Below are 19036 nucleotides of genomic sequence, written 5' to 3'. Positions count from 1 at the left end.
AATATGTGGTAAAAGTAAAGAAAAGCTGTTTTTGCATCCTGCATTTAAAAACAGCATGACTTCAAAAAGGGGCGATCACATTGAAATTAACGATAAAAGATGATGCACTCAATTGGTACAAGAATGAACTAGATTTAGAAAAAGGTGATCATGTTCGCTTTTTTGTCAGATATGGCGGGTGCAGTAATGTACAAAAAGGCTTTTCTCTCGGCGTCGCAAAAGATGAACCTCAAAATGCAGGCGCAACCGCTGAAGTAGAAGGCATTACTTTCTTCGTGGAAGAAAGTGATATTTGGTATTTTGACAACCATGATCTGCATATTGATTATAACGAGTCCGTGAAAGAACCAGAATTCCATTATGAATAAACAAAAAAGATACCTCATCCCTCGGGTATCTTTTTTGTTTATCACTCAATATAAAGTCCATACTCCTGAATGTTTCCTAACGACCGCTCTTTTTGCAAAATTCGTTTTTGCGAATCACCGATGAGATCAAAATGAGGAAAACCTTCGCGAACATGAATCCATTCTTTCTTTAATCCATGCTTTTGTCCCCAAGCGATTAATTGCTCCATATCCTGACAGGCTGCCTTTGTGACAGTATTCGCATGTGGAAAACGGTCATCAAGCCAATAGTGTGTCAAAAAGGCCACATTCCCTTGCCGAACAGCTGATTTCCAAGCATTCAAATCTTTTCTTTTAATTCCAAATGCCATGAATCAAACCTGCTTCTTGGACTGTTCGTATACGCTGTGCCATGCAGGGAAAGCTTTTCTAAATTGAATCGGTCTAAAGGTTTCTTTGTCCACACATATATGTGAGGTGGTCCCTGTAATAGCCGTTTGTCCATCAGGTTTTTGTATTTCATAGCCATACACTGTTTTCACGCCGTTATATTCTTCAATCCATGTGTGAACTGTAGCCGTTTCACCGTACAGTAGTGGTTTCTTATATTGAACCTGAAGATCGACAACAGGTGCAAGGACACCGTCTGCCTCTAACTGGGCATAGGAAAAGCCTAATTCTTTAATTAACGCTGTTCTGCCGACTTCCATCCAAATTAAATAGTTGGCATGATACACAATGCCCATTTGATCTGTTTCTGCATAACGGACTTCTATTTCTTTTTTAGATACATACACGTTTTCATCGCTCTCCTATCAAAACCTAACGTCTCTGACATTTTACCACATTCCAAATGGTTCTTCTAAAAAGAGGCAATAAAATAAACCAGGAATCCCTGGTTTATTCAGTGTAACCGCTCTTTCTTGCTGCTTCCTCGTCCTTTATTTCAGAACGCATTGCGTCAATACTTGTTCTACGGTTTTCATTTTTTTGCTTGATCATCTGCTTTTCTTCCTCTGTTGAAAGACCCATTGCTGCTTCAGATTCATCAATATTTTCAAGTGTGTTTTCGATCATATCCTGCAGCTTCTCAACATTGTCAGAACGATCATCTGGATTGGATTGATATGACTTGTCATTCATCATGCTTCCCTCCTATTATTCGCCCTTCGTCTGTATCACATCAGGCTGTTCATTCGATTTATTATGCATCTTTTTGCCTTTATTTCGTTTGTATGCTACAGGTTTTGTCCCTAAATGGTCTGGTGTAAACTGCGCTTGTTTATCATGCTCTCTACCCATCATTCATCCCTCCCTCTTCTTTAGGATGAACGAAAAAGGACAAATCATAACTTATTTCTGTCTAAAACGCTCTTCCAACTTTTCTTCAAGCTGGTTTAAAAATTCCTCATTGCTTAATAATTCTTTTTTATTTTCAAGCACAAGTTCTTCAAATGTACGGCGCTTTCTTCTTCTCATGTCTATCACCACCTCCACTCTGTTCATACCATTTTCGCCAAAACATTAAGAAAATAAGCAAAAAAGAGCTGAATCATTATAGATCCAGCTCTTTTTCAATTTCTTTTTTTGTGAGCATTTGATGCTTTACAGACAGGATACGCCCTTTTTCATCTAGTATGTATGTCGTCGGATAGGAAAGTACCTGATATCTCGCTTGAATCCCTTTTTGATCTAATAAAACAGGAAAACTGACCTTAAGTTCATCAATAAATGAGGCGACGTGATCCACACTCTTTTCAGTGTTCGTCAAATTCACCGCTAGTACCTCAACTTGGTCATTTTCACTTCTAATTGCATCTAGATCTGGCATTTCTGTTCGGCAAGGCTTACACCATGTCGCCCAAAAATTGAGGAGTACTTTTTTCCCTCGATAATCAGATAACGATGCCGTTTTGCCATCAAGGGTTTTGAGCTCAAAATCAGGGGCTTTGTCCCCTGTTTCAAGACCGATGGCAGGTTCTTTTGGTCCGAATACATTCCACGCAAGTAAACCAATCAACACAAGTAAAACAGCGCTTGCCATTCCTTTTTTCCACATGATTGATCCTCCACTATGTTAAAAAAGAAGAGAAAGCTGTCTAAGCGCCTTCTCTTCTTTGCTTTATTAGTTGCTTGCCAATTTTTCACGCAATACCATTTGAAGGATACCACCATGACGGTAGTAGTCAATTTCGACTTCACTGTCAAAGCGAACAATTACTTCAAATGTTTTCTCGTTGCCATCAGTATCAATTGCTTTTACAGTGACAAGATCACGCGGACGAACTGTTTCATCAACATCTACTTCAAATGTTTCTGTTCCTGTTAGTCCATAAGTTTCTGCACTTTCACCGTCTTTAAACTGTAAAGGAAGTACGCCCATGAAGACAAGGTTACTTCTGTGGATACGCTCAAAGCTTTCCGCTAGAACGAATTTAATTCCAAGAAGATTTGTTCCTTTTGCAGCCCAGTCACGTGAAGAACCCATACCGTAATCTTTACCTGCTAAGATCGCAAGACCAGTTCCATCTTCTTTATAACGCATGCATGCATCATAAATGGATGTCACTTCACCAGTTGGCCAGTACGTTGTATACCCGCCTTCTGTTCCTGGTGCGATTTGGTTTTTAATGCGGATGTTTGCAAAAGTACCTCTCATCATAACATGGTGGTTACCACGGCGAGATCCGTATGAGTTAAAGTCTCTAGGCGATACGCCTCTTTCTTGCAAGTATTTACCTGCAGGTGTGTCTTTACCAATCGCTCCAGCAGGAGAAATATGGTCTGTTGTGACAGAGTCACCGAACTTGGCAACGACGCGCAATCCTTTAAGCGGTTCAACTTTACCAGGTTCAACTGATAAGTTTTCGAAGAATGGCGGGTTTGCAATGTATGTGGAATCTTCATCCCATTTATACAATGCATCGTCCGTCGTTTTAATTTCATTCCAACGGTCATTGCTGTCAAATACAGTTTCATACTCTGAACGGAAGAGTTCAGGTGTAACTGTGCTTTTCACAACACTGTTGATTTCGTCCATTGATGGCCAAATGTCATTGAAATAAACGTTCTCACCATTTTTATCGACACCGATCGGATCTTTTGTTAAATCAATATTCACCGTACCAGCAAGTGCATACGCCACAACTAATGGTGGAGATGCAAGGTAGTTTCCTTTCACAAGCGGATGGATACGTCCTTCAAAGTTACGGTTACCTGATAAAACAGAAGTGATCAGCAGATCATTTTCAGAGACAGCATCCTCAATTTCTTGTGCAAGCGGTCCTGAGTTTCCGATACAAGTTGTACAGCCATACCCAACGATGTTAAATCCGAGGTCTCTTAAGTATGGAAGAAGTCCTGAGTTCACGAGGTATCCTGTTACAACCTTAGAACCTGGCGCTAGTGACGTTTTCACGTAGTTTGGCACCTTCATACCGAGCTCACTTGCTTTCTTCGCAACAAGACCTGCTCCGATTAAGACGTATGGGTTCGATGTATTCGTACAGCTCGTAATCGCTGCAATCGCAATTGCACCTGTCTTCATCACAGCTTTTTCACCATTTGCTAGATCAAATTCAATTTGTTTATCCAGCTCTGATTTTTCTAAGCCAAACCCTTGGTTACCAGCTGGGCTTTCAATGTGCTGATGGAACGTTTCTTTCATTTTAGAAAGTGGAATCAAATCTTGTGGACGCTTTGGACCAGATAAGTTTGATTCAATTTGAGAAAGATCAATTTCCACAACATCAGTAAAAATTGGCTCTTCTGCATCTGGCGTATAGAATAAGCCATTTGCGCGAGAATATTCTTCAACGATATTAATTTGCTCTTCATCACGTCCAGTAAGGCGAAGGTAAGCTAGCGCTTCCTCATCTACTGGGAAGAATCCGCAAGTAGCACCGTATTCAGGCGCCATGTTTGCAATCGTTGCACGATCCGCTAACGGCAGCTGTGCAACTCCTGGTCCGAAGAACTCAACGAATTTGTTCACTACGCCTTTTTCACGAAGTACTTGTGTCACTTTTAAGGCAAGGTCAGTTGCAGTCGTTCCGTTTGGAAGCTCTCCTACTAATTTAGCCCCAATGACTTCTGGCACTGGGAAGTAAGAAGGCTGACCAAGCATACCAGCTTCTGCTTCGATACCGCCAACGCCCCATCCAAGTACACCGATACCGTTAATCATTGTTGTATGTGAGTCAGTACCAACTAATGTATCTGGGTAAGTGATGATCTCGCCATCTTCTTCGATTGCATGAACAACACTTGCAAGATACTCTAAGTTCACTTGGTGAACGATCCCTGTTGCAGGCGGAACAGCTTGATAATTGTTAAACGCTTTCTTTGCCCAGCTAAGGAAGTTATAACGCTCTGCGTTACGTTCGAATTCTAAATCCATGTTAATGTTTAATGCATCTTCAGTTCCAGCTTTATCGACTTGTACAGAGTGGTCAATGACCAGGTCAACTGGAATTTCAGGGTTGATTTTATCTGGGTCTCCGCCCACATCTGCCATTGCTTTTCTTAAAGAAGCAAGGTCAACGACGGCTGGTACACCCGTGAAGTCTTGTAAAATAACACGAGAAGGTTTAAATGGAACATCAATTTCTTTTACCTCGGCAGTTCCCCATTTTGCCAAGTTCTCAACGTGTTCCTTTTTGATCACTCTACCGTCTACTTGGCGAAGCACTGATTCTAAAAGTACCTTAATGGAATAAGGCAGCTTAGAAACATTTCCGATTCCTTGTTTCTCTAGTGCTTCTAACGAATAATAGTGATACGTTTTCCCATTTGTCGAAAACGTTTTTCTAGATTGAAAAGCGTCTTGTTTAGCGACTTGCTGCTGTTTCGACATGTCCAAAATCCCCCTTTTGATGATCAAGATCAATTTCAATTCTCAGAAAAATCGTCGTATTTCACCACAATTTTCTCACAATTTCATCTTAAAACAAATTCATACATAAGTAAATAACAATGCTTTTATTAAATTCAATAAGTTTAGCTTATCATGAGGAAATGATTACTCTTCATAAACTGAGCAGCACGGGTTCATACTAATGCTGAGGTGATAGAACATGACAAAAAGAAAAGCAAATCATGTCATTGACGGCATGAACGCAGCCAAAAGCCAAGGAAATGGTGCAGGCTATATAGAAAATGATCAGCTCGTTTTAACAGAAGAACAAAAGCAAAACAATAAAAAGCGTAAAAAAAACCAATAAGAAAGGAGTGAGAAATGATGACGGACAAAAACACTGGGAAAGACATACGTCAAAACTCTCCTAAAGAGCATCAAGGCGGGCAACCTGAGCCACTATCAGGCAGTAAAAAAGTGAAAAATCGCAACCATACAAGACAAAAGCACAATTCACATCATGATATGTAAACATTCTCTCTTAAGCCCGTGACCAAACGGGATGTTTTAGGTCTTTCACACATTTCAGCTTTTATCATATGATTTATTATGAGATGTGATGGAGGAGTGTTTATGGAGAATGAAAAGCAAGTGAATTCCTCTGATTTTCTTGAAATAGATGATTGGCTGAATGTATTAATGGACGATCCTTTTGCATGGTATGACGAACAGCTCCCAATAGATCTTTATGAAACGAGCCGTGATTATATTATTGAGATCGACCTCTCCACCCTGTCGATCACTGATTTAAAACTGACCTTTTCCGGATGTGAGCTCATCCTCGCTTATTTGATTGATGAAAGAGAACAGCCGATTGAAAAAAGTGTCATGCTCCCTTTTTATTTGAATGACAAAGACATTGATACAGATTACGAAAACAGAATCATATCAATCAAAATCAAAAAGGATGCCCATCGTCAAGACGGAGCATTTTCCTTTCAAATGCCGCACTTCAAACATTAAGAGCCCGCCTGTATACAGGCGGGCTCTCTTCCGTTCGTTTCAAGTCAATACCTTGTGCGAACCACCATGGCCAAATAGTAGAGTCGCTATACAATAATGTATTCCTTTTCTACTAAATGGTTTGGGTCATTCTAGTAAATGGGCGCCTCTTGATCAAAAAAGGCGTTTATAGAGAAAAAACTCATACATTTTTGTTATTTTCTTCTACCTTCCCTTCATGTAAAATAGAGTAGAGAGAAGGGATATAGGGAGTGAGAACATGTTAAGCGGCTGGTTTTTGTGGTTCATTTTATTTTGGGGTACAGTGATGATTGGATTACTAGCAATCGGTGGCTTTTTTATGTTTCGCAAGTTTTTAAAACGATTGCCGAAAGAAGACGGGAAATCAGAGCTTGATTGGCAGGATGAATATATTCAAAAGAGCCTGCACCTATGGCGCGATGAAGACAAACAGCTATTAAATGAGCTAGTATTACCGGTTCCAGAGCTGTTTAGAGACGTCGCCAAAGAAAAAATCGCCGGTAAAATTGGCGAGCTGGCACTTAAAGAACAAGCGGCCAGCATTAATTTAGACTTAATCATTCGCGGCTATATTATCGCTACACCGAAGCGGGATCATAAATTTCTACTAAAGCGCCTTCAAGAAAAAAAGATCGACCATTCACCATATGAATCTTTATTAAAATAACCTCCTTTTTAAAAAGGAGGTTTAATTTATTTGGGCCTGCTGCAGATCTAATTGTTTAGACATCTTTCTAAACGACAAATACATCGCAATCCGCCAAGGGACAATCATGCCAAAGGCTAGAATCCAAAACATCCCGCTGAGCGCACCATAATCAATGGAAGAGCTTAAAATCGTCTTCATTCCGATACGAAGGACAAGAAGTCCAATGAGAATAAACACAAATGCTTTTGAACGCTTCAAATAGATTTCATTGCCTCTAATTTCAAATTTCGATGTTTTAATTAAAAAGATAGAGAAAAACATCCCTACAGTAATCGCCTCTAAAAATTCAGCTCCAGTTACTTGAAACATTGGCACAAAAAACATCAGTGCACCAGTGCTCATAAAGATAGGAGGTAAAATAATTTTTTTCGCGGTTGCAGGTTTTGCAGATGATTTAATGCGAATAAACATGACGGCTACCGCCATACATACCGCCACTATAGAAGAAATTATGATCATCATATCAAATCATTCCTTTATTCTTTAAGGTCAGCCTATGTATAATATACTCCAATTGACGAAAAAAAACCATTCGCCGCGACTGTAGAAAACGATTTCAAAAACCAGTAAATCCTCCAAATAATGATGAGAACATAATAATGATCCACGTCAGAAGATCAAAGAACAGCAAGATTCCTACCACGATCATAATAATCCCGCCAGTTTTCATAATGAGCTGCTGACGCTTTCTGATCCAAGCCATTTTTGTGATGAAAAAGGAAAGAACAAAAAATGGGATAGCAAAACCTAATACATACGCAATCATGTAGGTCACAGCGGACTCTGGCTTGTTGCTGGCAAGTGTGATGACAGCTGATAAAATCGGGCCGGTACATGGTGTCCAACCAGCTGCAAAACCCATTCCGATGAGAATCGATCCAAAAAAACCGGCTGGACGATTTTTAAACTGCAACCTCTTTTCTCCCATTAAAAAAGAAGGCTGAAATACACCAAGAATCATAAAGCCAAAGAAAATAATGAGAATGGCACCGATTTGACGAATCGCATCTTGATATTCAATGAAAAACTTCCCAACAAACGATGTCCCAAATCCAATGGCAATAAAAATGAGAGAGAACCCAATTAAAAAGAATAATGTATGAAGCAGACTTCTCCTTCTCAGCATCACCTTCTCAGATTTCACTTCATCTATACTAACGCCCGTAATATAGGATAAAAAGGCTGGATAAAGTGGCAGACAGCACGGTGAGATAAAAGAAAGAAACCCTGCTCCAAACGCTAAAAAGTAATTCAAATCTGACAAAAGAACACCCCCTTCTTACAATATACAATAAGAGATGACAAATTCATTTCATTTTTTTTACATCATCTCAATAAAGATGGTCTAATCTCTTAAAACCTTATATAATTTAATTTGACATCAAGATATCAAACCCTTTAAATTTGAAAATAAACCTTAAAATGGATATAATAGAACCGATTCTTTTTATCAAGATTTGCATGAAAGGAACATGACTTTGGTAAAAACATCATTATTAACTCAAATTGAAGAAAAAAGAGAAGAGTTGATGAAAGTTGTCTTGCATAATGGGATGACGTCAACAGTGACCATCGAACATAGCCAGCAGCTAGATCATCTCCTCTTACAATATCAACGACACTTACACTCAAACTCAGCCAACTAATGATATCTCAAGATAGAAACAAATGCCGCACGATTTTAGAAAAGTTGATATGTGTGACAATAAAAGAAACGAAAACCTCTGCTCACAGGGGTTTTTTGTTTTGTCTTTAACGGACGGTTCACGGCAAAATAAAAACCACTTTCCCTGCTTTATTCATGCAAGTACAGTGGTTTTATGCGTCTGATGAAGGTGACTTCAATAAAGAAAGGACATCGCTTGTCCAATCTTTAGGGACCATGTTCCATCTATGATCATAATAACGTACGTATTATTTCGCTTGGTTGTTCATGGCTTTCATCATTTGATTGATTTTCTTTTGGGACGGTTTCATGCCCATTTGCATCATCATCATTCGAAGCATTTGTTCATTAATTGGTGGATTCTTTTTCAAGTAGCTCATCATATACTTACGAGCAATAAAGAATCCGAGTGCAACTCCTGCAAGCAGTGCAACAACGCCTACAAGGATGACAACCCATAAATCCATAATTCTTCCTCCTTCATGTTGTCTCGTATAAAGTGTACTAAACAAAAGGCTATTATACAACATTTCACGTTCAATTTTATTTTTTTAAACAAAATTCATCACTTTTACCGGATTGAGCCACCCATGCTTCTTTGATCCAAAGTCCATAGCCAGGAAACAAGGACTAATTTTTCTGAGTACTTCAAAAAACACCGCTTCTGCCTCATAACTGCCTGTGGCAGACATTTGAATGTAACGGTCTTTTATAATGAATGCGGCTGTGCCTTTTCCATCTGGTAGCGATGCACTGTATATTGAGCCTATTTGTGTATAGTGAATGTTGGTTAAATTGTTCATTAAACGCTGGTGCATATGAAAAGCAGGGATTCGTTTCGTTACATAATCCACTTGCTTAACAAGCATGACTAATTCGTCATCACTGCGGTTCGTCCAGTGTAACGATTCAAACAAATGAAACAAAATAGATTCTCTACCAAAATAATGATGAGCAAACTCATCCTCAATCCAATAAATATAATAATGGCGTTCCATGTCTATCCCTTCCTTTCACATTTCGTCAATCTCGCTTATTGCTTGTATTATACAAAAATGTGAAAGAAAGAATTGTCTATATATGAAGCAAGAAGAAACTAGTTTTGTCAAAAAAACAAGAAAAAAGAAAAAAGTTTGCAGAGCATAGTGAAAAGCTCTGCAAACCGACTGCAAAAAAGCATGATGCTTGGAGACTGATTATTTATTCAGCTTTGCTTTTACGCGGCTCACCACGTTGCTGACAGTGAAACCGTATTTTTCAATAATGGTTTCGCCTGGAGCAGAAGCGCCAAATTTATCAATCGCAATCACATCGCCATCAAGGCCAGTGTAACGTTCCCAGCCAAGTGAAGCACCCATCTCGATTGCAACACGTGCTCTCACTGCTTTAGGAAGAACGGACTCTTTGTATTCGTCTGACTGCTCATCAAAGCGGTCCCATGCAGGTAAGCTCACGACAGAAACGCGAATGCCTTCTTTTTCAAGTGCTTTTTGCGCTTCAATGGCTAAACCTACTTCAGATCCTGAAGCAAGTAGAAGAGCTTCTGGATGTGCATCAGCTGCTTCAACGACGACATATCCACCTTTTTCTACGCCTTCATACGCCTTCTCTGGTGCTTGATCAATCGTTGGAAGGTTTTGACGAGTAAGAACAAGCGCTGTCGGTTTATTCGTTGAAGATACAGCAATTTTCCATGCTGCAGCTGTTTCGTTTCCATCAGCTGGACGAATCACAGAAAGGTTAGGCATCGCACGTAATGAAGCGAGCTGTTCAACTGGCTCATGCGTTGGTCCATCTTCCCCAACCGCAATGCTGTCATGCGTAAATACATAAGTGACAGGAAGTCCCATTAATGCAGCAAGACGAATGGCAGGTCTTAAGTAGTCAGAGAAAACAAAGAATGTTCCGCCGAATACTCGAAGTCCGCCGTGAAGTGCCATACCGTTTAATGCAGCACCCATTGCGAATTCTCTCACACCAAACCAAATGTTTCTGCCAGCGTAATTCTCTCTGCCAAAGTCAGTTGTATCTTTGATTGTTGTTTTATTAGATCCAGCAAGGTCAGCAGACCCGCCAATAAAGAATGGTACTTGTTTTGCAATGCCATTTAATACTTCTCCAGAAGAAGCACGAGAGGCAAGGCTTGAACCTGCTTCATAAACAGGAACCTCTTGATCCCAATTCTCAGGAAGTTTTCCTTCTATCGCAAGCTTCAGCTGAGCTGCTAGTTCTGGATATTCTTTTTCATATTGCTCAAACAGTTCATTCCACGCTGCTTCTTTTTTCTGTCCAGCGTCTTTTACAGCTGTTTTGAAATGATCGTACACTTCAGAAGGTACATGGAAATCTTCTTCAAACGTCCAAGAATAAGCTTCCTTCGTTAGCTTCGCTTCCTCACTGCCAAGCGGTGCACCGTGCACCCCAGACGTTCCCGCACGGTTTGGAGATCCGAAACCGATTGTCGTCTTCACTTCAATAAGTGTAGGTTTGTCTGTACTTTGTTTGGCTTTTTCAATGGCAGCCGTCACTTCGTCAATGTTATTGCCGTCTTTTACATAAAGAACTTCCCAATTCATCGCTTCAAAACGATTCTTCACATTTTCAGAGAAAGAACGATCGAGGTCGCCATCTAAAGAAATGTCATTTGAATCATAAAGAACAATTAAACGGCCTAAGCCTAAATGACCAGCAAGTGAAGCAGCTTCAGAGGAAATGCCCTCCATTAAGTCTCCATCTCCGCAAATGCTGTATGTATAGTGATCCACAACATTAAAGTTATCTTTGTTATACGTTTCTGCAAGATGTCTTTCTGCAAGTGCCATTCCAACAGCCATCGCAATCCCTTGTCCTAAAGGACCTGTTGTCGCATCTACACCCTCTGTATGTCCAAACTCAGGATGTCCAGGTGTTTTGCTTCCCCATTGGCGGAATTGTTTTAAATCTTCGATGCTCAGATTGTATCCGCTTAAATGAAGCATGCTATATAAAAGCATAGAGCCATGTCCCGCAGATAACACAAAACGGTCTCTGTTAAACCAATTTGGATTTTGCGGACTTACGTTTAAGTGATTCGTCCATAAAGCGTATGCCATTGGTGCAGCGCCCATCGGCATTCCAGGGTGACCGGAATTCGCTTTTTCAATTGCGTCTATGGAGAGAGTACGTATTGTTGCAATAGATTTCAATTCAATCGTTTCCATATAAATCCCCTTCCGTATCTTGTGTACACCATTATCATAAATCTACTGTCCTTTTTTCACAACTATTTCACGCCGAAAAAGAAGGATTTTGTCACATTTAGTTTATCGATCACCTAAAAACTTATGCAAATATGAAAAAAGATGAGAATATTCCTCCCATCTTTTCAAAAATAAAGAAATGATGACCTTTAATGAAGATTCTGGTCTCTTTCTCTTTTTAATTTTTCTGGTGTGACATCGTTTCCTTCTGGATCGACGATTTTCACGGTTTTGAGTGTATTTTTCATAGAAGAACGAAAAGCCTTTAAATATTCCTCTCTTAATTGCTTCTGTTCTGTTTTCTCAGCGTCCGACAAACCGGTCTCTTTCGACTTTTTTGAAAGCTCATTGATTCTTGCAAGCTGTTCTTTAGAAATCATGACAAACTCCTTTAAAACATTTTCTCTACATACTACTAAATATCAGTCATTTTTACAACAAATCACGCTTTAAGTTGCAAGCCCTTTTTCATATTCTTGGTACCTTCTATGGACGGTTGCTTTTGAAATGTCAAAACCAAGTGCCTGCAATGTCACTGCAATTTCAGCGAATGTCATGTTGTTTTTTCTTAATCGAACAATTTCAGAAATCGGTACTTCAATACGTTCGCGGCCAGGCGCCTGTTCTTGGTGTTTTAAATTTAGTTCGGGTTGATACCCTCGCTCAACAGCTTTTTTCATCCCACGCTTAATTTTCAAATTATGAATTTTACGCTGATACTCTTCTACAACGCCTACAATTTCAATGACCATCTCGTCTGCTTCTGAAAGCTCAAGCTCTCCTCTATGAAATACGCTGTACACCTTGACTTTTTCTTTAAACAGACAATGAAGAAGAGCGATTTTCGCCTGCCCTCTTCCAAGGCGTGTCTCATCTTGAATGAGAACAGCATCGATTTCTTCCTCTTTCAGCGCAGCCAGCATGTCAAAAACACCGTCACGATCAAGATCGTATCCACTCGCTTTTTCTTTAATCACTTTGACTACATTCATCTTGTGCGCTGCAGCTAAAGCAAGCAGTTCTTCTTCTTGTCTTTTAAGCGAGGTTTCTTGCTCTTCTTTGGCAGTACTTACTCTCGCATAAATGATTGCATTCATGTCTTCAATCGACCTTTCTACTGTACTGTTGCAAGTTGATATACGACTGGATGCTCTTTTTTAACTGGAATCACAAGGATATCTCCCGGCTGGATGTCAGTTGAAGCGAGATCATTGTGTTCAGTTACCCAGTCAATAAAAGCATTTTTATCGATTGATTTACTGTCGTTTACTTGATCAGCTAATCCCCAAAGAGTATCACCTGATTGAACCTCTATTTTAACATATTGATTTGGATCATTATGGCTAGTGACTGCAATAAGTGAGAGAAATATGCCAACGATGAATGAGAATAGCCCAATAAAAATAATAGATTCCTTTAACCTCATAATGTCATCTCTCCTAATAGAATGTGTGTTCGTTCTTTCTGACACTCATTATAAATACGAACAAACGTTTCTGTCAAACGTTTTTTTCGAACCTATGTTTGTACTGTTAGGAAAAACATGCTATAATTTCTTTAAAATTGACGTTTTGAGGTGCAAAAGATGACGAAGCTATCAAAAAGACAACTCGATATCCTGAAATTCATAAAAGAAGAAGTAAAAAGCAAGGGTTATCCCCCATCCGTTCGTGAAATTGGCGAAGCTGTCGGTCTAGCATCCAGCTCAACTGTCCATGGACATTTAGCTAGACTAGAAACGAAAGGTTTAATTAGAAGAGACCCAACGAAACCTAGAGCGATCGAAGTACTAGATGAAGAGGAAATGAATATTCCAAAAAGCGCTGTAATGAATGTTCCAGTCATCGGAAAAGTCACAGCAGGCTTGCCTATCACGGCTGTTGAGAATGTAGAAGAATATTTCCCACTTCCAGAAACTTTTGCAGCGCCAGATGAACAAGTATTTATGCTTGAAATTATGGGAGAAAGTATGATTGATGCAGGTATTTTGGACAAAGACTACGTCATTGTGCGTCAGCAAAGCACTGCCAACAATGGAGATATTGTGGTGGCTATGACAGAAGAAGATGAAGCAACAGTGAAACGTTTTTATAAGGAAGATACACACTTTAGATTACAGCCCGAGAATCCATCAATGGAACCGATTATTTTACAGAATGTGAGTATACTAGGTAAAGTGATTGGCGTATTTAGAAATATTCATTAAAAAAAGCCGGTATTTCATCAATTGCTGATGAGAGCCGGCTTTTTCTTTTATGAACAAGAATATGCAAGAATACTGGAGCTTGGGAACGAGCCAAATGTAAAGTTCGGCCATATGAAACCCGTTGTACGGCCAAAAGGCTGCGAGGAAAGAACATACATGAGAAATACTTGACCGTTTCTAAGGAACACAATGGTCCACCTTCTATTACATCCAGCTGCAAATTGAACCGTTTGCTGGCTTCCGCCTACACTCTGCCCCGCAATGAGCGGCTGCATACTTTGAGGCTGAGAGACTGCTTGTTGATATTGCGAGATGATATGCTGCGGCGGGGCTGGCGGGACCGATTGTCCTCCTGCACCTTGCCCAGTCCCTCCGAATGGCAAACCGGGAAATCCTCCAACTTGAGAAATAGGAAACGCCGGCATGCTTTGTACCTGCCGATCGTACAAGTACCCATTCCACGTACCTTCATATGGATTATACATACTAAACACCACTTTCTTAGACATTCATCACGACAGTATATGTCATACATAAAAAAAGAGTGTTGAGGAGACAAATAGAAATCTTTCCAAAAGACGTTTTATTCTTCTTTAGAACGGTTAAATACTAATGAGGAAGAAAAAAATAAAAAAATGAAAACTTTTTGTCTCCCTCAAACGTTATATATGTAGAAAGAAAAGAAATAAAAAACATTTAGATTTAATACTTGTAATATCTCTGTAACTATTGTAATATTTGTAACATAAGAAGTTTTCATTGAGAAAAGGAGGCAATCGCCTTGAAAAAATTATTTGTTTTATTAACCGCTATTATGCTTATGATCTCATTACAAACAACAACACTGGCCGCTTCCAAAAAATCAGCCGCTTTGACAAATAAAGAAGCGTTACATATTGCCCTTGATGCAAGAGAACACTTTTGGAGTGCGATGTCAGGCTACAACATTAAAGAGCATTCAGATTACAAATTAAAATCATTTACTTATAAAGATATGACTTACAACTACCTGTCTAAAACATTTGATACAAAGAAAAAACTAAACAGCTATCTATCTCAAGTTTTCACAAAAGATGCCATTACTCACGGTTTAAAAGACTATCAGTTCATCGTTCATAAAGGAAAAATGGCTGTGCCAGTTGGTGATGGAGACAATATGCTTAATTGGGATAAGGCAACACCTAAACTCGTCTCTAAGAAAAGTACAATCCGCACATACGAATTCACAGTTCCAACACTTGATGGACGCAAAGTAAAACGTACTGTCACTTTCGAGAAAGTACAAAAAGAGTGGAAAGTAACAAAAATTGACGCTGTGATCTAAATAAAAACCAGGTCGTTCACTAGGCCTGGTTTTTATATGGATGAAAATTCAGTCATACGATCTAAAGCGTGAGCAAGTGATGAAGCCGTTTGAAATTCATTAAAAGGAAGTCCAAGCTGTACAGCCGTTTGAGCAATTTCTGGTCTAATCCCTGAAATGGTCGTATCAACCCCAATTAACCGAAGTGACGTGACAAGATCAAAGATTTGATGTGCTACCATCGTATCAATGATGACGACACCTGATAAATCAATACATAAATGTTGAACACCTTTTTGCGAACACTGTTTTAATGTATTTTCTAAGATAATCTTTGCTCGCGCAGTGTCAATATCTCCAACTAAAGGCAATAAGGCAACATGACTTTTTAACACAATGACTGGGGAACTCAGCTCATAAATCATGTCTCTTTGTGCAACGAGTTTTTTGGTGGTATTTTTCACATATTGCTGAATAAAGACATGAATTGAAATGTTAAATGCCTCAGATATCAAATCATACCAATAAAATATTCGGTCAATGTCAATATCACCTTGATGCTGTTTTATAAACTCTTTTAAGTAATGAAGAACCACCCTTTGATTGGACATATATTCTCTCACGACGTAATCTAATGGCGTGTTCAAGTGCTTCGGATCACTTGCTAAGTCTTCAGACCATTTTTTAAATTTCGTATGTAAATACGTCTTGTCTTCAATAAGTGCGCGGATAAAATGCTGATAATAATCTTGATTTTGCCGTTTTAGCTCTGCTATGATGCTGGAATCTGTTGAACGATAAATGGATTCTGGATCATCATCCTCAATTGATTCATACCATGTTTCAGTCAGTTTCTCTGCATGTTGCATGAAAAAATCGTATAATGCACGGTTCTTTTCCATAAGCATATGTCCTTTCACATTTTCTACTTGTCAGTCTTTGTACCTGATGGATTGATTGTACCACTGAATCTTTTGTACCTGCTAGCTCGAATACGCTCCTGTTGAACAAAAAGAGCCCCTCTCAAGGAGCCTCTTGTCTATGTTTATTTAACAATAAATAAAATTCGTTTCCCGTCAGGATACCCGCTGATTTGATGCCCGACCCATGAACCAGCGCCTCTATTATCTGATGGACTGACATATTGAACGCTCGCCCCCTTTCCTCCTTCAAGACACACCGCCATCGGCCATTCATCCCGGTCAAAACCAGGTTTTGTGGGAATTCCTTTTAATGATTCTTGCCTGCGGGCATCTGCCCCATTTCGGTCAATGGTACACACGTCTGAGTGCCCTTTTCGAATAGCTTCTTGAATATGACTGCCTGTTTCAGGATACCGTTCCTTAGGAAATTGAATCACATGATCATAACGATCTGCTCCTTTTGCGGAACGATCCTCTCCAAAACCACCTAATAACGCACCCATCCAAATGACAAAACAAAGAACGACAGCAGCGATCCAGCCTTTTCTCATCTTCAAAAGCTTTGTGACCTCCTCATACTTTTGATGAAATGATGTTGACTTGAAGGGAATGAGTCATTTTTAATGTATGAGTGGCTGAGTGATGACATGTGAAAAACATGAGCTGAATCTTCCTGGATACTGATCCATAAGAAAAAACGAATGATCTCTTCATCATTCGCCTTGTTCTACTTAAGATATTTCATCTACCCTATATAATGTTTCGTTTTGTGAAGACATCTCGGATGGCATCCCCTCTTCAGCTGATGTGGATCGTTTATATTCTTCAGATGAGATGACTGTACCATGTGATTTAATCCAGCTAACCAATTTGCTGTTAGCTGATGACTGATTGTCTGGTAATAAAAAGTATTTCACCTTTCCTTGTTGAATAAGTGCTTTTAATTTGTTGACAGTCAAAATAGGATCTGTCCCATTAAAACCGCCTAAAGCCATGACATTCTCATCTTCATCAATGATATATGGCGCTGCGGTAACAGTCGTAAGCGTTGCAAATAAATACGTTTCACCTGTTTGATGAGCCTTTAAATAAGTGAGTAAGCCTTGATCGACACTAGATGTAAACATGTTCCCACCTCGTGAACTAGCCAGCTGTACACCTGCCTCTGGAAGAACAGCATTTCCACCATATATGATTGGGGTGGCGGACCAAAAACCTGGAAACAGTAACAGCGTTGTCAAAGCAGTGATGAGCAGTCGTTTCATGATCAATTGTTTTTCTCTGTACATCAGCAATAGGATAGCGATACTTGTTCCCGCAATGGCAATGGCATACATCCAAATACTACTGATTTGAGTCGTATAGTTACTCAAAATATACCCTTGGAAGATGGCTGTAACAGCGATTGCTGCTGGAAGCAAATACGCAGATATTCCTTTGTTTGCCTTAAATAACTCTCCCATCTTCTTAGCTCCTATGCCGCATAGTGCTGCAATAGGCGGGGCAAGCATAATGAGATAGTAATGGTGAAAGAAACCCGCAATACTAAAGAATCCGGCAGCAGGAATCAACCATGCTGTCCAAAACATCGTTTGTTTCCATTCATTTAATTGAGCTTTTCTCTCCTTCCACCAGCTGATGATCATCCCTAAAAGCCCAAACAAAGCAAACGGCAGCATCCAGCCGATTTGACCTGACAATGCAGATTGAAATAAACGAAATATACCGGGATTCCCAGTGCCATACATATTCATACTTTGTTGACCTACAGCACTTCCAGGCGGAGAACCACTACCTGAACCATGTTGAGGTGGCATCATTTGATTTGGGGATGGAGACGGCTGATTTCTGTTTGACTGATCCTCTGACGAATTTCCTAATCCAGAATTGTCTGGCATCATCATACCTGCTTGCTGGTTCATGTCACCAAAGGATTTCCCTGTCGTCTGACCAAGCAGCCGTTCCGTGCCGTTATACCCAAAGGCAAGTTCTAACACTGAATTTGTTTGGCTGCTTCCCACATAAGGGCGCTCACTTTCAGCTGTCATATCTACAGCAACTGCCCACGATAGAGATAAGCAGACTAATACGACGATCGAGCATAAAAGAGAGAAAATTTTCTTTTTTAACGGTACGCGAGCAGCAATGAAATAGTAGAAAATAAATGCTGGAACGACCATAAACGCTTGCAGCATCTTCATATTAAATCCTACAGCTACCAAAGCGAAGGCAACAAGAAGCCAGCTCAACTTCCCTCTTTTTACAGCACGCATCAAGAAATACGTACCCGCAAGTAATGTGAAGACGAGCATACTGTCGATATTGTTCGTTCTGCTCACAGCTGCGGCAATTGGCGTGAGAGCCATAACGGCCGCTGACACCCTTGCAGCACCTTGACCGAAAGCCGGTTTTATCATGAGATAAAGAAGAAGAACAGACCCCACTCCAGCAAGTGCCTGCGGCAATATCACACTCCATGTATGAAAGCCAAAAATAAGTGCACTGATGGTTTGAATCCATAAAACGACGGGTGGTTTATCAATTGATACGAATCCAGCTGCATCAAATGAGGCATAAAAAAAGTGATGGAAGCTTTTGGACATACTTTTGACTGCAGTTAAATAATATTGATTGGCACTGTCATTCTGCCAAATTTGATAAGTGTAGAGAAAAGCTGCAATCAATAAAATCAACAACAATATCATATCTATTTTTTTATTTTTCACTCATATCTCTTCTTTCTT

Annotated in this window: 27 protein-coding genes; 8 read left to right on the top strand and 19 right to left on the bottom strand. The window is 39.7% G+C overall.

The genetic code is table 11. The features are described from left to right. The first annotated feature begins 80 nt into the window (after window positions 1-80). Entirely contained in the window at window positions 81-368 is a 288-nt protein-coding gene (locus M2369_RS12260) for a HesB/YadR/YfhF family protein (protein ID WP_008343795.1), read from the top strand. Window positions 369-409: 41 nt separating this feature from the next. Here the strand turns inward: M2369_RS12260 and M2369_RS12255 are convergent, their stop codons facing one another. The 7 genes from M2369_RS12255 to acnA form a co-directional block, all read right to left on the bottom strand. Then, window positions 410-718 (bottom strand): hypothetical protein, encoded by a 309-nt coding sequence (locus M2369_RS12255; RefSeq protein ID WP_024719080.1) that lies wholly within the window; start codon window positions 716-718, stop codon window positions 410-412. 3 nt (window positions 719-721) lie between these two features. Beyond that, window positions 722-1144: an acyl-CoA thioesterase gene (locus M2369_RS12250; RefSeq protein ID WP_008343800.1), complete on the bottom strand. Its 423-nt coding sequence runs from the start codon at window positions 1142-1144 to the stop codon at window positions 722-724. A gap of 103 nt (window positions 1145-1247) precedes the next feature. After that, window positions 1248-1490 carry a small acid-soluble spore protein Tlp gene (gene tlp, locus M2369_RS12245; RefSeq protein WP_017359579.1) on the bottom strand — a complete coding sequence of 81 codons (243 nt, stop codon included), beginning with the start codon at window positions 1488-1490 and terminating at the stop codon, window positions 1248-1250. Window positions 1491-1505: 15 nt separating this feature from the next. Then, window positions 1506-1649 carry an acid-soluble spore protein N gene (locus M2369_RS12240; protein ID WP_008357830.1) on the bottom strand — a complete coding sequence of 48 codons (144 nt, stop codon included), beginning with the start codon at window positions 1647-1649 and terminating at the stop codon, window positions 1506-1508. A gap of 51 nt (window positions 1650-1700) precedes the next feature. Continuing rightward, window positions 1701-1826, bottom strand: coding sequence for an FbpB family small basic protein (locus M2369_RS12235; RefSeq protein WP_003211002.1), 126 nt, complete (start codon window positions 1824-1826; stop codon window positions 1701-1703). A 76-nt stretch (window positions 1827-1902) separates the two neighbouring features. Further along, on the bottom strand, window positions 1903-2406 hold the full coding sequence (locus tag M2369_RS12230; RefSeq protein WP_008343807.1) for a TlpA family protein disulfide reductase: 504 nt from the start codon (window positions 2404-2406) through the stop codon (window positions 1903-1905). Window positions 2407-2472: 66 nt separating this feature from the next. After that, a complete protein-coding gene (acnA, locus tag M2369_RS12225) occupies window positions 2473-5202 on the bottom strand; it encodes an aconitate hydratase AcnA (RefSeq protein WP_039167737.1) in 2730 nt (909 codons plus the stop codon). 220 nt (window positions 5203-5422) lie between these two features. Here acnA and sspO point away from each other — a divergent pair, with 220 nt between their 5' ends. The 4 genes from sspO to M2369_RS12205 all read left to right on the top strand — a co-directional run bounded on the left by sspO (window position 5423) and on the right by M2369_RS12205 (window position 6913). After that, entirely contained in the window at window positions 5423-5569 is a 147-nt protein-coding gene (gene sspO / locus M2369_RS12220; protein ID WP_017359581.1) for a small acid-soluble spore protein O, read from the top strand. Between the two features lie 17 nt (window positions 5570-5586). Continuing rightward, on the top strand, window positions 5587-5733 hold the full coding sequence (locus M2369_RS12215; protein WP_058337579.1) for a small acid-soluble spore protein P: 147 nt from the start codon (window positions 5587-5589) through the stop codon (window positions 5731-5733). Between the two features lie 102 nt (window positions 5734-5835). Then, window positions 5836-6225, top strand: a complete 390-nt coding sequence (locus M2369_RS12210) for an Hsp20/alpha crystallin family protein (protein ID WP_025207398.1) — start codon at window positions 5836-5838, stop codon at window positions 6223-6225. 259 nt (window positions 6226-6484) lie between these two features. After that, window positions 6485-6913 carry a DUF2621 domain-containing protein gene (locus M2369_RS12205; RefSeq protein WP_007499335.1) on the top strand — a complete coding sequence of 143 codons (429 nt, stop codon included), beginning with the start codon at window positions 6485-6487 and terminating at the stop codon, window positions 6911-6913. Between the two features lie 21 nt (window positions 6914-6934). Here M2369_RS12205 and M2369_RS12200 read toward each other — a convergent pair whose 3' ends face one another. Continuing rightward, window positions 6935-7417 (bottom strand): CcdC family protein, encoded by a 483-nt coding sequence (locus M2369_RS12200; protein ID WP_056703240.1) that lies wholly within the window; start codon window positions 7415-7417, stop codon window positions 6935-6937. Between the two features lie 94 nt (window positions 7418-7511). Then, a complete protein-coding gene (locus M2369_RS12195; RefSeq protein WP_008343813.1) occupies window positions 7512-8219 on the bottom strand; it encodes a cytochrome c biogenesis CcdA family protein in 708 nt (235 codons plus the stop codon). 208 nt (window positions 8220-8427) lie between these two features. Here M2369_RS12195 and M2369_RS12190 point away from each other — a divergent pair, with 208 nt between their 5' ends. Then, window positions 8428-8601 carry an aspartyl-phosphate phosphatase Spo0E family protein gene (locus M2369_RS12190; RefSeq protein ID WP_369810454.1) on the top strand — a complete coding sequence of 58 codons (174 nt, stop codon included), beginning with the start codon at window positions 8428-8430 and terminating at the stop codon, window positions 8599-8601. Between the two features lie 268 nt (window positions 8602-8869). Here M2369_RS12190 and M2369_RS12185 read toward each other — a convergent pair whose 3' ends face one another. From M2369_RS12185 to yneA, 6 genes are all read right to left on the bottom strand, one after another. Further along, window positions 8870-9088, bottom strand: coding sequence for a YneF family protein (locus M2369_RS12185; protein ID WP_003212379.1), 219 nt, complete (start codon window positions 9086-9088; stop codon window positions 8870-8872). Between the two features lie 84 nt (window positions 9089-9172). Further along, on the bottom strand, window positions 9173-9619 hold the full coding sequence (gene sirA, locus M2369_RS12180; RefSeq protein ID WP_041507216.1) for a sporulation inhibitor of replication protein SirA: 447 nt from the start codon (window positions 9617-9619) through the stop codon (window positions 9173-9175). 198 nt (window positions 9620-9817) lie between these two features. Further along, complete coding sequence (tkt, locus tag M2369_RS12175) at window positions 9818-11821, bottom strand: transketolase (RefSeq protein WP_259254391.1); 2004 nt, start codon at window positions 11819-11821, stop codon at window positions 9818-9820. A 188-nt stretch (window positions 11822-12009) separates the two neighbouring features. Continuing rightward, the gene (locus tag M2369_RS12170) at window positions 12010-12240 is read right to left on the bottom strand and encodes a DUF896 domain-containing protein (protein WP_039167715.1); all 231 of its coding nucleotides are present in this window, start codon (window positions 12238-12240) and stop codon (window positions 12010-12012) included. Between the two features lie 69 nt (window positions 12241-12309). Beyond that, window positions 12310-12957 carry a YneB family resolvase-like protein gene (locus M2369_RS12165; RefSeq protein ID WP_017359583.1) on the bottom strand — a complete coding sequence of 216 codons (648 nt, stop codon included), beginning with the start codon at window positions 12955-12957 and terminating at the stop codon, window positions 12310-12312. A gap of 17 nt (window positions 12958-12974) precedes the next feature. Further along, window positions 12975-13286 (bottom strand): cell division suppressor protein YneA, encoded by a 312-nt coding sequence (gene yneA, locus M2369_RS12160; RefSeq protein ID WP_007499348.1) that lies wholly within the window; start codon window positions 13284-13286, stop codon window positions 12975-12977. Between the two features lie 159 nt (window positions 13287-13445). Here yneA and lexA point away from each other — a divergent pair, with 159 nt between their 5' ends. Further along, window positions 13446-14066 carry a transcriptional repressor LexA gene (lexA, locus tag M2369_RS12155; protein WP_007499350.1) on the top strand — a complete coding sequence of 207 codons (621 nt, stop codon included), beginning with the start codon at window positions 13446-13448 and terminating at the stop codon, window positions 14064-14066. Between the two features lie 47 nt (window positions 14067-14113). Here lexA and M2369_RS12150 read toward each other — a convergent pair whose 3' ends face one another. Next, window positions 14114-14551 (bottom strand): hypothetical protein, encoded by a 438-nt coding sequence (locus M2369_RS12150; protein ID WP_057079489.1) that lies wholly within the window; start codon window positions 14549-14551, stop codon window positions 14114-14116. Window positions 14552-14847: 296 nt separating this feature from the next. Between M2369_RS12150 and M2369_RS12145 the strand changes: the two genes are divergently transcribed. After that, a complete protein-coding gene (locus M2369_RS12145) occupies window positions 14848-15390 on the top strand; it encodes an IseA DL-endopeptidase inhibitor family protein (protein ID WP_024719089.1) in 543 nt (180 codons plus the stop codon). 32 nt (window positions 15391-15422) lie between these two features. Here the strand turns inward: M2369_RS12145 and M2369_RS12140 are convergent, their stop codons facing one another. The 3 genes from M2369_RS12140 to M2369_RS12130 all read right to left on the bottom strand — a co-directional run bounded on the left by M2369_RS12140 (window position 15423) and on the right by M2369_RS12130 (window position 19018). Next, entirely contained in the window at window positions 15423-16271 is an 849-nt protein-coding gene (locus M2369_RS12140; protein WP_017359585.1) for an STAS domain-containing protein, read from the bottom strand. A gap of 143 nt (window positions 16272-16414) precedes the next feature. Then, on the bottom strand, window positions 16415-16795 hold the full coding sequence (locus M2369_RS12135; RefSeq protein WP_224559893.1) for a NucA/NucB deoxyribonuclease domain-containing protein: 381 nt from the start codon (window positions 16793-16795) through the stop codon (window positions 16415-16417). Window positions 16796-17023: 228 nt separating this feature from the next. Further along, the gene (locus tag M2369_RS12130; RefSeq protein WP_259254387.1) at window positions 17024-19018 is read right to left on the bottom strand and encodes a glycosyltransferase family 39 protein; all 1995 of its coding nucleotides are present in this window, start codon (window positions 19016-19018) and stop codon (window positions 17024-17026) included. Between the last annotated feature and the right edge of the window lie 18 nt (window positions 19019-19036).

The sequence above is a fragment of the Bacillus sp. JUb11 genome, assembly GCF_024807925.1.
GTDB lineage: Bacteria > Bacillota > Bacilli > Bacillales > Bacillaceae > Bacillus > Bacillus altitudinis.
The sequence above is the reverse complement of the archived record's forward strand: the minus strand, read 5'-3'. Positions and strand labels throughout refer to the sequence as shown.